Source organism: Shigella flexneri 2a str. 301, assembly GCF_000006925.2.
Classification (GTDB): Bacteria; Pseudomonadota; Gammaproteobacteria; order Enterobacterales; family Enterobacteriaceae; genus ECMA0423.
Genome location: NC_004337.2, coordinates 4,416,606 through 4,431,380, shown reverse-complemented (window position 1 = coordinate 4,431,380; position 14,775 = coordinate 4,416,606). Strand labels below are relative to the sequence as shown.

Here is a 14,775-nt window from a genome sequence, read left to right as displayed (position 1 = left end):
GTGAATCGCGCCAGCAAATTGCGGATTATCCTGAAATGCGTTTCTCACTTGCCCGACATATGCGTAAAATGAGCGGCAGATTAAAAAAGGATAGTGACGTATGCGCATTCATATTTTAGGAATTTGTGGCACATTTATGGGCGGTCTGGCGATGCTGGCGCGCCAGTTAGGCCATGAAGTAACGGGTTCGGACGCCAATGTGTATCCGCCGATGAGCACCTTACTTGAGAAGCAAGGCATTGAGCTGATTCAGGGTTACGATGCCAGCCAGCTCGAGCCGCAGCCGGATCTGGTGATTATTGGCAACGCCATGACCCGTGGAAATCCGTGTGTGGAAGCGGTACTGGAAAAAAACATCCCTTATATGTCAGGTCCACAGTGGCTGCACGATTTTGTGCTGCGCGACCGCTGGGTGCTGGCCGTTGCCGGTACACACGGCAAAACCACCACCGCGGGAATGGCGACCTGGATTCTGGAACAGTGTGGTTACAAACCGGGATTTGTGATCGGCGGTGTGCCGGGGAACTTTGAGGTTTCGGCGCGTCTGGGCGAAAGCGACTTCTTTGTTATCGAAGCGGATGAGTACGACTGCGCCTTCTTCGACAAACGCTCTAAATTTGTCCATTACTGCCCGCGTACGCTGATCCTCAACAACCTTGAGTTCGATCACGCCGATATCTTTGACGACCTGAAAGCGATCCAGAAACAGTTCCACCATCTGGTGCGTATCGTTCCGGGGCAGGGCCGTATTATCTGGCCGGAAAATGACATCAACCTGAAACAGACCATGGCGATGGGCTGCTGGAGCGAGCAGGAGCTGGTGGGTGAGCAGGGTCACTGGCAGGCGAAAAAGCTGACCACCGATGCTTCCGAATGGGAAGTTTTGCTGGATGGCGAAAAAGTGGGCGAAGTGAAATGGTCGCTGGTAGGCGAACATAATATGCACAATGGCCTGATGGCGATTGCAGCGGCTCGCCATGTTGGTGTAGCGCCGGCAGATGCCGCTAACGCGCTGGGTTCGTTTATTAATGCTCGTCGCCGTCTGGAGTTGCGTGGTGAAGCGAATGGCGTCACGGTATATGACGATTTTGCCCATCACCCGACGGCGATTCTGGCAACGCTGGCGGCGCTGCGTGGCAAAGTTGGTGGTACGGCGCGCATTATTGCTGTGCTGGAACCGCGCTCGAATACCATGAAAATGGGGATCTGCAAAGACGATCTGGCACCTTCATTAGGTCGTGCTGATGAAGTCTTCCTGCTGCAACCGGCGCATATTCCGTGGCAGGTGGCAGAAGTGGCAGAAGCCTGCGTTCAGCCTGCACACTGGAGTGGCGATGTGGATACGCTGGCAGATATGGTGGTGAAAACCGCTCAGCCAGGCGACCATATTCTGGTGATGAGCAACGGCGGTTTTGGTGGGATCCATCAGAAACTGCTGGATGGTCTGGCGAAGAAGGCGGAAGCTGCGCAGTAATTCGGCTTCAGCCTGATATAGCATTGCCGGATAAGGCGTTTACGCCGCATCCGGCAAACCATACTCACATCAACAACGAAAATTACCCTTCATTCTCCGCCAGTTCGCGCAGATACTGGAAAATCTGGCGTGCGGATTTCGGCGGCTTATTCCCTTCTTTCTCTTTCTTCGCGTTGCGGATCAGTGTACGCAGTTGCTGACGATCGGCATCGGGCCACAGATTCAATACTTCAGCGATGGCGTCATCACCTTGATCGATCAGACGATCGCGCAGGTTTTCCAGTTTATGGAACAGCACCACCTGCTGGTTGTGACGGTTTTTCAGCTTATCCAGCGCCTGACGAATAGGCTCTACGTCGCGCTGGCGCAGCATCTTACCGATGAGCTGCAACTGGCGGCGGCGACCTTCCATCTTAATACGCTGGGCGAGCTCAATAGCCGGGCGCAGATCCGCATCTAACGGGATCTTATACAGCGCGTTTTTCCCCAGATCAACAATTTCCGCGCCAAGGCGTTTTAGCTCCTCGGCATCACGTTTAATTTCACTTTTACTGACCCAGATAATTTCATCGTCTTCGTCTTCGATGTCATCACCGGGAACGTCGTCGAGCCAGTCTTCGGGCTGCTTAGTCATCTCAGGCTCCTTAAAAAAAGAGGCTAATGTTACCAGTTAAGATGCGCACTGAAAAACGGTTCTCTGTTAGACTTCAGAGAAACTCTCTACATTATGGCACTTGCAATGAAAGTAATCTCTCAAGTTGAAGCGCAGCGCAAGATTCTGGAAGAAGCAGTTTCCACTGCGCTGGAGTTGGCCTCAGGCAAATCGGACGGTGCGGAAGTTGCCGTCAGCAAGACCACCGGCATTAGCGTAAGCACGCGTTATGGTGAAGTGGAGAATGTTGAATTCAATAGTGATGGCGCGCTGGGGATCACTGTTTATCACCAGAACCGTAAAGGTAGCGCATCGTCTACCGATTTAAGCCCGCAGGCCATTGCCCGCACCGTACAGGCGGCGCTGGATATTGCCCGTTATACCTCGCCAGATCCCTGTGCCGGCGTGGCAGACAAAGAGCTGCTGGCCTTTGACGCACCGAATCTCGACTTGTTCCACCCTGCGGAAGTTTCCCCGGATGAAGCCATTGAACTGGCGGCCCGCGCAGAACAGGCGGCATTGCAGGCGGACAAACGCATCACCAATACCGAAGGTGGCAGCTTTAACAGCCACTACGGTGTCAAAGTTTTTGGCAACAGCCACGGCATGTTGCAGGGTTACTGCTCAACGCGTCATTCGCTCTCCAGCTGTGTAATTGCCGAAGAAAATGGCGATATGGAGCGTGATTACGCCTACACCATTGGCCGCGCGATGAGCGATCTGCAAACGCCAGAGTGGGTCGGGGCCGACTGTGCTCGCCGTACTTTATCGCGCCTGTCACCGCGTAAACTCTCCACCATGAAAGCGCCGGTCATTTTTGCCAATGAAGTGGCAACCGGGCTTTTTGGCCATCTGGTGGGGGCGATAGCGGGTGGCTCGGTTTACCGTAAATCTACCTTTCTGCTGGATTCGCTGGGTAAACAAATTCTGCCGGACTGGCTGACCATTGAAGAGCATCCGCATCTGCTGAAAGGGCTGGCGTCGACGCCATTCGACAGCGAAGGTGTGCGCACCGAGCGTCGCGATATTATTAAAGATGGCATCCTGACTCAGTGGCTGCTGACCAGCTACTCGGCGCGGAAACTGGGGCTGAAAAGCACCGGACATGCGGGCGGTATTCACAACTGGCGGATTGCCGGACAAGGGCTAAGCTTCGAACAAATGCTCAAAGAGATGGGCACCGGGCTGGTGGTGACGGAGCTGATGGGCCAGGGCGTGAGTGCCATTACCGGTGATTATTCCCGTGGTGCAGCGGGCTTCTGGGTAGAGAATGGCGAAATTCAGTATCCCGTTAGTGAAATCACCATCGCAGGTAATTTAAAAGATATGTGGCGCAATATTGTCACCGTCGGTAACGATATTGAAACACGCAGTAATATACAGTGTGGTTCTGTGCTGTTGCCGGAGATGAAAATCGCCGGGCAGTAAAAAACTGGCGCGACCTGCCGCGCTATAAACTAAAAAATTACACAAAATCATTCGCACTGCATCGAGACGGAAAGTGAATGAGGGCCGGGGAGCGTACTCGCAGTACGTGACCCGGGCGAATGAGCGTAGCCGTCGATGAGGCAGTGTGAAGGATGAAGTGTAAATAAAAAAGGAAGTGAGCAATGCGTAAAAGCCTGTTAGCTATTCTTGCAGTCTCCTCGTTGGTATTCAGTTCTGCGTCGTTTGCCGCTGATCTTGAAGACAATATGGAAACCCTCAACGACAATTTAAAAGTGATCGAAAAAGCGGATAACGCGGCGCAAGTCAAAGACGCGTTAACGAAGATGCGCGCCGCAGCGCTGGATGCGCAAAAAGCAACGCCGCCGAAGCTCGAAGATAAATCACCGGACAGCCCGGAAATGAAAGATTTCCGCCACGGTTTCGACATTCTGGTCGGTCAGATTGACGACGCGCTGAAGCTGGCAAATGAAGGTAAAAAGAAGCGCAGGCTGCTGCAGAGCAACTGAAAACGACCCGCAACGCCTATCACCAGAAGTATCGTTAATTCCTCATTTCCCTGTTGCCTGCACTCAGGTAACAGGGAACTTATCATCGCAAATGATGCACCACCTGATTGCTGCTGCCGCGCCAGATCAGGGAAGGGTCTTTTAAATCCTGCACAAATTTGCCGTCGACCAGCACGTTAATCAAATCAACAACCTGCATTTGCGCAGCGTTGAGTTCGTCGAGTTTATAGCCTGTCCACACCCAGATGTCTTTACCCGGACACTCGGCGCGGATGCGTTTTACCAGTTTCAGAATATCCGGCACGTTTTGCGGATGCAGCGGATCGCCGCCGGAGAGGGAAATCCCCTGGCGTTTGATACGAGTGTCATTCAGATCTTTAATGATCTTGTCTTCCATTGCTTTGGTAAATGGCTGACCAGAATTTACCCGCCATGTGCTTTTGTTATAGCAACCGGGGCATTCATGAACACACCCGGAGACAAACAGGGTGCAGCGAGTGCCGGGGCCGTTGACGATGTCGACAGGATAGTACTGATGATAATTCATTATTTCGCCTGGCTTATCAGTCCGCGTGTAGGCTGCATCCGGTAATCAATGCCTGATGCGACGCTGTCGCGTCTTATCAGGCCTACAGCCGTTGCCAAATGTAGGCCGGATAAGGCGTTTACGCCGCATCCGGCATTTGCTTAGCGCAGAGTGAAGATTAACCTATCTGCCCATTCCCCAAATGTTTAACGCGGCGCTTAACTTCTTCCTGCTTACCAGCGTTAAACGGACGTGCATCCGGGCTACCTAAATATCCGCACACGCGGCGAGTTACCGACACACGGGAGGCGTCATGGTTACCACATTTCGGGCAAGTGAAGCCTTTGCTGGTGCACTCGAACTCACCGGTAAAGCCACACTCGTAGCACTCATCAATCGGTGTATTGGTGCCGTAATACGGTACATGCTGATAGCTGTAATCCCAGACATCTTCCAGCGCTTTCAGGTTGTGCTGAATGTTTGGATACTCGCCGTAGCAAATGAAACCACCGTTCGCCAGCGGCGGGTAAGGCGCTTCAAAGTCGATCTTGTCGTACGGGTTCACCTTCTTCTCCACATCAAGGTGGAAACTGTTGGTGTAGTAACCTTTATCGGTCACGCCCGGCACCACGCCAAACTCAGCAGTATCGAGACGGCAGAAGCGGTCGCACAGGTTTTCACTCGGCGTGCTGTAAAGACTGAAACCATAACCCGTTTCTTCTTTCCACTGATCCACTGCCTGACGCAGACGTTCAACAATGGCGATACCTTTCGCGCGAAGCTTCTCGTTGTCGTAAACATGCTCGCCGCTGAACAGCGCGTTAATGGTTTCGTGGATGCCGATGTAACCCAGCGAAATAGACGCACGACCGTTTTTGAAGATTTCAGAAACATCATCGTCAGCATTCAGACGTACGCCACAAGCACCTTCCATATAGAGGATCGGGGCGACGCGCGCTTTCACGCCTTCGAGACGAGCGATACGGGTCATCAGTGCCTTACGTGCCAGCACCAGACGTTCATCCAGCAGCTTCCAGAAGGTGGCTTCATCGCCTTTTGCTTCCAGAGCAATACGCGGCAGGTTCAGGCTGATCACGCCGAGGTTGTTACGACCATCGTGGATCTGCTCGCCGTTTTCATTTTCCCACACGCCGAGGAAGCTGCGGCAGCCCATCGGGGTTTTAAACGAACCGGTGACGTTCACTACCTGATCGTAGTTCAGGATATCCGGATACATGCGCTTGCTTGCGCACTCCAGCGCCAGCTGTTTGATGTCGTAGTTCGGATCGCCTTTTTTATGGTTCAGGCCATCGCGAATCGCAAACACCAGTTTCGGGAACACCGCAGTTTTACGGTTTTTACCGAGGCCTGCGATACGGTTACGCAGGATCGATTCCTGAATCAGGCGCGATTCCCAGCTGGTGCCCAGACCAAAACCAAAGGTTACAAACGGCGTCTGACCGTTGGCGGTGTGCAGGGTGTTTACTTCGTACTCCAGCGACTGGAAGGCATCGTAGCACTCTTTGATGGTACGAGAGTTAGCGTAGCCTTCGGCGTCCGGGATGTTCCACTCTTCTGCGGTCTTGCGATGTTTGTTGTAGCTGGCGGTAACAAACGGCGCCAGCACTTCATCGATACGGTTAATGGTGGTGCCGCCATAAATATGGCTGGCGACCTGAGCAATAATCTGCGCAGTTACCGCGGTTGCCGTAGAGATCGACTTCGGCGGTTCAATCTCGGCGTTCCCCATTTTAAAACCCTGGGTCAGCATGCCTTTCAGGTCGATCAACATGCAGTTGAACATCGGGAAGAACGGCGAGTAATCGAGATCGTGATAGTGAATATCGCCACGCTCATGTGCCTGCACCACGTCACGCGGCAGCAGGTGCTGGCGTGCATAGTGTTTAGCCACGATCCCGGCCAGCAGGTCGCGCTGGGTTGGAATCACCTTGCTGTCTTTGTTGGCGTTTTCGTTGAGTAACGAGGCGTTGGTCTGCTCGACCAGACCACGGATCTCCTGGTTCAGGCGACCGCGTTTTTCACGTTCAATGTCGCGATCGTGACGGTACTCGATGTAAGCACGAGCCAGTTGTTTGTATGGACCCGACATCAGCTGGTTTTCAACTGCGGTCTGGATCTCGTTGATATCCACCTGGTTGCGCCCCTGCATCTGCTCGTTGACAACCGCGGCAACAGTGGCGCAATAATCGGCATCATCGACTTCCGCTGCTTTAGCTGCACGCAGAATCGCTTCTTTGATGCGCTCTGATTTAAACGGCACTTTGCAGCCGTCTCGTTTCATCACATGCGGTGTCATGATCGCTCCATATTTTTAAGAACAGGTTATCCACAGAAATTGGGAAAGGCGTTTTCCGGTTTTTTCGTTTCGTTTTCCGGTGCTTTCCGCAATCGCCATCCGCTTATCCACAACGCCGCACCTTTTTCGTGGGGAGCTGTAGTAGCAATTATAGTCGATTAATACAACATATTGGGTTGGGACGCATTTTAAAGTCTATATATAGTGCTTTGCATCAAGGATGTTTTAACTTTTTTTGATGTAGCTCAAAGTAAAAAGCAGAGCGTACGGATGACGGGCGCTACAGCGTTATGTAAATTTTTTAATGAATTTGCTGGTTGAAAAATCAACAAAAACAACATGCTGACAGACAAAACCCCGGAATGACCGGCATTATCGGGGCTTAGGGAAGATTTACTTCTGTAACCACCAGACAGCCTCAAAAGGCCGTAAATTCATGGCACAGGGTTGTGGTGAGGCTTCTTCGTAGTTATGCATCACAAGCTGCCAGTTGCCGCGCATTTGCCCTGGCTGCCAGGGTTGGATCTCACGGCTAAGGTTGGCAATGACCAGCAAGGTTTGCCCCTTCCATTCACGGCGATAGCACCACAATACAGGGCTGTTTGGCAGCAGATCCTGGTAATTGCCCCATGTCAGGATGGCTTCTTGCTTACGCAGTGCGATTAACTTTTGGTAGGTGTAAAACACAGAGGAGTCATCGGCCAGCGCGGCTTCTACGTTGATTTGTTGATAGTTATCGCCTAGGCCAATCCACGGTTCGCCAGCCGTAAACCCGGCATTATCGCCGTTGCTCCATTGCATGGGCGTGCGGCTGTTGTCACGGGATTTACTGGCGAGGATTGCCAATAACTCGTCGGCATCACGACCATCGTTGCGCAGCTCGGCAAACATATTGAGGCTCTCCACGTCGCGATAGTCAGTAATGCGCGTGAAATGCGGGTTGGTCATGCCAATCTCTTCGCCCTGGTAGATATACGGCGTTCCCTGCATGCCATGCAGCACCATCGCCAGCATTTTTGCCGCAGGCACGCGGTATTCACCTTCATCACCAAAGCGAGAAACAATGCGCGGCTGATCGTGGTTACACCAGAACAAGGCATTCCATGCCACGTTGTGCATTCCTTGTTGCCAGTGGCGGAACAATGTTTTCAACGCCACAAAGTCAGGTTTAGCCAGCGTCCATTTTTCACCACCGGGATAATCGACCTTCAGGTGATGAAAATTAAAGGTCATCGACAATTCACTGCCTGTCAGTGCCGCGTATCGCTGGCAATGCTCAAGGCTGGTGGAGGACATTTCACCTACGGTCATTAACCCGCGTGGCGTAAACACATCGCGGTTCATCTCGTGCAAAAACTCGTGTGCTCGTGGCCCGTCGGTGTAGAAGCGACGCCCGTCGCCATCCAGGTCTTCAGGGAAACGCGGGTCTTTGGAGATCAGATTCACCACATCCAGGCGCAACCCGTCGACCCCACGATCGGCCCAGAATTCACAGACTTTTTTCAGCTCTGCGCGTACCGCTGGATTCTCCCAGTTGAGATCCGCCTGTTCTGGTGCAAAGAGATGCAAATAGTACTGTTCGCTTTCCGCATGCCAGCGCCACGCACTACCGCCAAATTTTGAACGCCAGTTGTTCGGTGGCGTTTCTGGTTCGCCATCGCGCCAGATATAAAACTGGCGGTAAGGGCTTTCTTTGTTCAGCGCCTCGCGAAACCAGGCATGTTGGGTAGAGGTATGGTTAAACACCATATCGAGAATGATACGAATCCCGCGCGATTTTGCCTGCGTCACCAGTTCGTCAAAATCGTCCAGCGTGCCGTAGGTGGGATCAATCGCCGTATAGTTCGCTACATCGTAACCGTTATCGACCTGGGGAGAGACATAAAAGGGGGTTAGCCAGATGGCATCAACGCCCAGTTTATGCAGATAGTCCAGGCGTTGGATAACGCCACGTAAATCGCCGGTGCCGCTACCCGTGGTGTCCTGAAAACTCTTTGGATAAATCTGGTAGATAACGCCGTTTTGCCACCAGTGGGGAAGATTAGTCATTACGTTATTCCTGCAAATGCGAGGGGGCGCAATTGCGCCCCGAAGAAAATTAAACAATGTCCAGCGTGCCCAGGCGGTATTTCCGCTGATAGATAAACGAGGTGAGTACAATCGGGATGATGATGGCGATAGCCATTGCCAGCGCAAATACCTGCCAGTAGCTCGGTTGAATAGAGAGAATTCCCGGCAGGCCCCCTACGCCGATACCATTCGCCATAACGCCGTTCAGGCCGCATAGCAATCCTGCCAGACCAGAACCAATCATCGCGCACAGCATCGGGAAGCGATATTTCAGGTTGATGCCGTACATTGCAGGCTCAGTGACCCCAAGCCAGGCGGAGATAGCGGCAGGCACGGAGATCTCGCGTTCATTGTGCTTGCGGCTGGAAATGATAATGCCTATCACGGCGGAGCCCTGAGCGATATTCGACAGCGCAATCAGCGGCCACACTGGCGTGCCACCCATGCTTTGAATCATCTGCAAATCAATAGCAAGGGTGGTCTGGTGTACGCCGGTGATCACCAGCGGCGCGTACAGGAAGCCAAACAATGCCGCACCAATCGGAGCAAAGCTGCCGGTCATCAGGTGACGTACCGCAAAGGCAACGCCATCGCCAATCATGCGACCAAACGGACCAATCAGCGCATGGGCGAGGAACACCGCGAGGATCAGCGAACAGACGGGCACCACCACCAGATAGAGGTAATCCGGTACGATGCGTTTAAGGCGAGTTTCAATAACGCCCAGCGCCAGCCCGGCTAACAGTGCCGGGATCACCTGCGCCTGATAGCCCACTTTGGCGATGCTGAACATGCCAAAGTCCCACACTTCCGGCAGCTGCTGCCCGAGCAGATAAGCGTTCATCAGCTGGGGGGAAACCAGTGTCACGCCAAGCACGATACCAAGGATCGGCGTGCCGCCCATTTTTTTCACCGCTGACCAGCAAATCCCGACCGGCAGGTAGAAGAAAATCGCTTCACCGATCAACCACAGAAAATCGTAGATCGTTTGCAGGGAAGGGTACATTTGCGCCAGCGTCTGACCGTTGCTCATGGGCAAATCGCCGATCACATTGCGAAAACCGAGGATCAAACCGCCGCTAATCAACGCGGGCAGCAACGGGAAGAAGATCTCCGCGAAATGAGAGATCAACTGCTCATGCCATTTCATATTTTGCCGGGCGGCTTTTTTTACCTGCTCTTTATCAACCTGCGCCTGTCCGGTTGACGCTATTAGTGCTTGATAGTAATCACCCACGTTGGTGCCAATCACCACCTGAAATTGCCCGGCATTGGTGAAACAGCCTTTCACCATGGGGAGTTGCTCAATTTCTTTCGGTCTGGCATTGGCCGGTTGGTTGAGGACAAAGCGCAGGCGAGTAATACAGTGGCTCACCGTCGCAATATTGCCGCGCCCGCCGACCAGTTCAATCAACCGATCGATATCCGTTTGGTTTATTTTGCTCATCATAAAGCCCCATGGCAGATGACATTTTTGGTTGGCTGCAGAATATATTGCGCGGAAAAATTTAAAAACGGGAACGTTCCCGAAACGCAGCGAAGATCACAATTTATCGTTCAGGAAACGATCAGGACAGGGTGGCGGGGATGATGATTTGTTGCGGTTCGCTGCGCCCGGTTACCTGTGCGATCAATTGGCAGGCCGCCTGGCGTCCAGCTTCGGCGTAGCCAGGATCTACGGTGACGATCTCCGGATGAAGGAATTTCATTAACGGCGTATTACCTACGCTCGCCAGTTGCAAGGTGTCGATGCGTTGCTCTTGCAGGTATTTACTTGCGCCAAGAGCCAGCGTGTCGGTTGCGCACAGTAACGCGGTAGTTTCAGGCGTAATCACTTTTGCTACGTTTTCATAGCCTTGCTTCATAGCAAGCCCTGGCAGAGCGGCAACGGGATGCAGTTTATGCGCTTTGCAGAACGCCAGGTAGGCTTCGTGACGTCGCTTCCCGGTCGTCACGTCACTATGCGGCACGCCGAGATAACTGATATTGCGATGCCCCTGGTCATAGAGCCGTTGCATCAGAATCTTGATTGCCCCTTCGTCGTCATAACAGACCGAAGCAAAGCCTTTTGCGTCACGCGCCAGCAGAACCAGCGATGACTGCCAGTGGGCTAACATTTCTTCGGTTATGCCGGTAAAACCGAACAGCACTACGCCGTCGATATTACGCCGTTTCAGCACCCCCAAATGTTCGGCAACTAATTGTGGGGAAAACTGATTTTCCATCATGATTGGATCGTAACCTTGTTCATAGAACGCTGGCAGCATGGTTTGAACGGCGAGATTTTCTGACAACGAATCCAGACGGGTAACAATGATGGCGACCACTTTATCGCTTTGCCCACGCATAGCGCGCGCAGAGCGGGAAGGGGAAAATCCATGCTGATTCATCACTGCTTCAACACGCTCGCGCGTGCGCTGACTCACGCCGCTTTCGTTATTCAGCACCCGGGAAACCGTAGATTTCCCCACGCCGCTTAAGCGCGCGATGTCTTTGATGGTCAGCCGATTTTGCATCCTGTTGTCCCATAACGTGTTGTTTAATTATTTGAGCCTAACTTTACCCGTGCATTCAGCAATGGGTAAAGTCTGGTTTATCGTTGGTTTAGTTGCCAGCAGGTATTATATCGCCATAAATGCTACGAATATTATTGGATTCTCCTTATTATTTGCGGCGCTTTTTTCACTTACCGGAGGTTATATGGAACCTGATCCCACGCCTCTCCCTCGACGGAGATTAAAACTTTTCCGGTAAGCCCGTCTTTTCACGGCGTTACCGGATGCGTAAGGCCGTGACGTTTTAATGTCCCTGCTCAGCTTTATTACCTTCAGGTAAGGCTTCGCCACGCCTGAAGACATTTCTGTACTGTTTCAGACAGTGCGGAGGGACTCCTTATGTTTAAAGAAATTTTTACCCGGTTCATTCGCCATTTACCTTCCCGTCTGGTTCATCGCGATCCATTGCCTGGCGCGCAGCAGACAGTGAATACGGCGGTCCCGCCGTCCTTAAGTGCGCATTGCCTGAAAATGGCGGTGATGCCCGAAGAAGAATTGTGGAAAACGTTCGACACCCATCCGGAAGGATTAAATCAGGCGGAAGTGGAATCTGCCCGCGAACAACATGGTGATAATAAATTACCCGCCCAACAACCGTCGCCGTGGTGGGTACATTTATGGGTCTGCTATCGCAACCCCTTTAATATTTTGCTCACCATTCTTGGTGCTATTTCTTACGCCACGGAAGATTTATTTGCCGCAGGTGTTATCGCGCTAATGGTCGCTATTTCTACGTTGCTGAACTTTATTCAGGAAGCTCGTTCCACCAAAGCGGCAGATGCCCTGAAAGCGATGGTCAGTAATACCGCGACGGTACTGCGAGTAATTAACGACAAAGGCGAAAATGGCTGGCTGGAGATCCCGATAGACCAGCTGGTGCCCGGCGATATTATAAAACTGGCGGCGGGGGATATGATCCCGGCAGATTTACGTATCTTGCAGGCGCGGGATCTGTTCGTCGCTCAGGCGTCGTTAACCGGTGAGTCTCTGCCCGTGGAAAAAGCCGCTACTACTCGCCAGCCGGAGCACAGCAATCCGCTGGAGTGCGACACCCTGTGTTTTATGGGCACCACCGTGGTGAGCGGCACGGCACAAGCAATGGTGATTGCTACAGGAGCCAACACCTGGTTTGGTCAACTGGCGGGGCGTGTTAGTGAGCAGGAAAGCGAGCCGAATGCCTTTCAGCAAGGGATCAGCCGCGTTAGTATGCTGCTGATTCGCTTTATGCTGGTGATGGCTCCGATGGTGTTGCTTATCAACGGTTACACCAAAGGCGACTGGTGGGAAGCGGCACTGTTTGCGCTTTCGGTCGCGGTAGGCTTAACGCCGGAAATGTTGCCGATGATTGTTACCTCGACGCTGGCGCGCGGCGCAGTAAAGCTGTCGAAACAGAAAGTGATCGTCAAACATCTGGATGCCATTCAGAACTTTGGCGCAATGGATATTCTGTGCACTGATAAAACCGGCACCCTGACGCAGGACAAAATTGTGCTGGAGAATCATACCGATATCTCCGGTAAAACCAGCGAACGCGTGCTGCATAGCGCGTGGTTGAACAGTCATTACCAGACCGGACTTAAAAATCTGCTTGATACCGCGGTGCTCGAAGGTACGGATGAAGAGTCAGCGCGTTCGCTGGCCAGCCGTTGGCAAAAAATTGATGAGATTCCGTTTGATTTCGAGCGTCGTCGGATGTCGGTGGTAGTGGCAGAAAATACCGAACACCATCAGCTGGTTTGCAAAGGTGCATTGCAGGAAATCCTCAATGTGTGTTCGCAGGTGCGTCACAATGGCGAGATTGTACCGCTCGATGACACCATGCTGCGTAAGATTAAGCGGGTTACTGATACGCTGAATCGTCAGGGGCTGCGCGTGGTTGCGGTGGCGACGAAATACCTGCCAGCGCGTGAAGGAGATTACCAGCGGGCGGATGAATCCGACCTGATCCTCGAAGGATATATTGCTTTCCTTGATCCGCCAAAAGAGACAACCGCTCCGGCACTGAAGGCATTAAAAGCGAGTGGAATTACCGTAAAAATCCTTACTGGCGACAGTGAGTTAGTTGCAGCGAAAGTGTGCCATGAAGTGGGGCTGGATGCGGGAGAGGTGGTCATTGGTAGTGATATTGAAACGCTATCTGACGATGAACTGGCAAATCTCGCACAGCGCACCACGCTGTTTGCCCGCCTGACGCCGATGCATAAAGAACGCATTGTGACTTTACTGAAGCGCGAAGGGCATGTGGTTGGCTTTATGGGCGATGGTATTAATGATGCGCCCGCCTTACGCGCTGCGGATATCGGCATTTCTGTGGACGGCGCGGTAGATATTGCCCGTGAAGCGGCTGATATCATCCTGCTGGAAAAAAGCCTGATGGTGCTGGAAGAGGGGGTTATTGAGGGACGTCGCACTTTCGCCAACATGCTGAAATACATCAAATTGACGGCGAGTTCTAACTTCGGTAATGTGTTCAGCGTGCTGGTGGCGAGTGCTTTCTTGCCCTTCCTGCCGATGTTGCCGTTACACTTGCTTATTCAGAACCTGCTGTACGATGTGTCACAGGTGGCGATCCCGTTTGATAACGTCGACGACGAGCAAATTCAAAAGCCGCAGCGTTGGAATCCGGCGGATCTGGGGCGCTTTATGGTCTTCTTCGGACCGATCAGCTCGATTTTCGATATTCTGACGTTTTGCTTGATGTGGTGGGTATTCCATGCCAACACGCCGGAAACGCAAACGCTGTTCCAGTCGGGCTGGTTTGTGGTGGGATTACTGTCGCAAACGCTGATTGTGCATATGATCCGTACCCGCCGTGTGCCGTTTATTCAGAGCTGTGCATCGTGGCCGTTAATGATCATGACCGTGATCGTGATGATTGTCGGGATCGCATTGCCGTTTTCACCGCTGGCCAGTTATCTGCAGCTGCAGGCGCTGCCGTTAAGCTATTTCCCGTGGCTGGTTGCGATTCTGGCAGGGTATATGACGTTAACCCAGTTGGTGAAAGGGTTCTATAGCCGTCGTTACGGCTGGCAGTAAAGAATAAACTGGGCATGGTGGCCCGGATTCAGATTGCAGACAAAGTGAGCTTTGTTCATGCCGGATGCGGCGTAAACGCCCAATCCGGCCTACAAATTCAATAAATTGCAGGAATCACGTAGGCCTGATAAGCGTAGCGCATCGGGCGATTTTGCTTTTGTCATCAGACTTAATCCGGGCATGATAGCCC

10 protein-coding genes are annotated in these 14,775 nt (G+C 52.6%); 4 read left to right on the top strand and 6 right to left on the bottom strand.

What is annotated here, in order from left to right; genetic code table 11:
• Positions 1 to 100 precede the first annotated feature (100 nt).
• A complete protein-coding gene (yjfG, locus tag SF4257; protein ID NP_709968.1) occupies positions 101 to 1,474 on the top strand; it encodes a ligase in 1,374 nt (457 codons plus the stop codon).
• 82 nt (positions 1,475 to 1,556) lie between these two features.
• Here yjfG and yjgA read toward each other — a convergent pair whose 3' ends face one another.
• Positions 1,557 to 2,108, bottom strand: a complete 552-nt coding sequence (gene yjgA, locus SF4256) for a hypothetical protein (protein ID NP_709967.1) — start codon at positions 2,106 to 2,108, stop codon at positions 1,557 to 1,559.
• Between the two features lie 93 nt (positions 2,109 to 2,201).
• Between yjgA and pmbA the strand changes: the two genes are divergently transcribed.
• Together pmbA and cybC are read left to right on the top strand one after the other, a co-directional pair.
• On the top strand, positions 2,202 to 3,554 hold the full coding sequence (pmbA, locus tag SF4255; protein ID NP_709966.1) for a peptidase PmbA: 1,353 nt from the start codon (positions 2,202 to 2,204) through the stop codon (positions 3,552 to 3,554).
• A 182-nt stretch (positions 3,555 to 3,736) separates the two neighbouring features.
• Positions 3,737 to 4,081, top strand: a complete 345-nt coding sequence (gene cybC, locus SF4254; protein ID NP_709965.1) for a soluble cytochrome B562 — start codon at positions 3,737 to 3,739, stop codon at positions 4,079 to 4,081.
• A gap of 82 nt (positions 4,082 to 4,163) precedes the next feature.
• On the opposite strand, the gene nrdG is transcribed toward cybC, so the two are convergent.
• From nrdG to treR, 5 genes are all read right to left on the bottom strand, one after another.
• The gene (gene nrdG, locus SF4253; RefSeq protein ID NP_709964.1) at positions 4,164 to 4,628 is read right to left on the bottom strand and encodes an anaerobic ribonucleotide reductase-activating protein; all 465 of its coding nucleotides are present in this window, start codon (positions 4,626 to 4,628) and stop codon (positions 4,164 to 4,166) included.
• A gap of 157 nt (positions 4,629 to 4,785) precedes the next feature.
• Complete coding sequence (nrdD, locus tag SF4252) at positions 4,786 to 6,924, bottom strand: anaerobic ribonucleoside triphosphate reductase (RefSeq protein ID NP_709963.1); 2,139 nt, start codon at positions 6,922 to 6,924, stop codon at positions 4,786 to 4,788.
• A gap of 393 nt (positions 6,925 to 7,317) precedes the next feature.
• Positions 7,318 to 8,973, bottom strand: a complete 1,656-nt coding sequence (treC, locus tag SF4251) for a trehalose-6-phosphate hydrolase (RefSeq protein ID NP_709962.2) — start codon at positions 8,971 to 8,973, stop codon at positions 7,318 to 7,320.
• 49 nt (positions 8,974 to 9,022) lie between these two features.
• On the bottom strand, positions 9,023 to 10,441 hold the full coding sequence (treB, locus tag SF4250) for a PTS system trehalose(maltose)-specific transporter subunits IIBC (protein NP_709961.2): 1,419 nt from the start codon (positions 10,439 to 10,441) through the stop codon (positions 9,023 to 9,025).
• A 121-nt stretch (positions 10,442 to 10,562) separates the two neighbouring features.
• The gene (gene treR, locus SF4249; protein ID NP_709960.1) at positions 10,563 to 11,510 is read right to left on the bottom strand and encodes a trehalose repressor; all 948 of its coding nucleotides are present in this window, start codon (positions 11,508 to 11,510) and stop codon (positions 10,563 to 10,565) included.
• Between the two features lie 378 nt (positions 11,511 to 11,888).
• Between treR and mgtA the strand changes: the two genes are divergently transcribed.
• Positions 11,889 to 14,585, top strand: a complete 2,697-nt coding sequence (mgtA, locus tag SF4248; RefSeq protein NP_709959.2) for a magnesium-transporting ATPase MgtA — start codon at positions 11,889 to 11,891, stop codon at positions 14,583 to 14,585.
• Positions 14,586 to 14,775 lie beyond the last annotated feature (190 nt).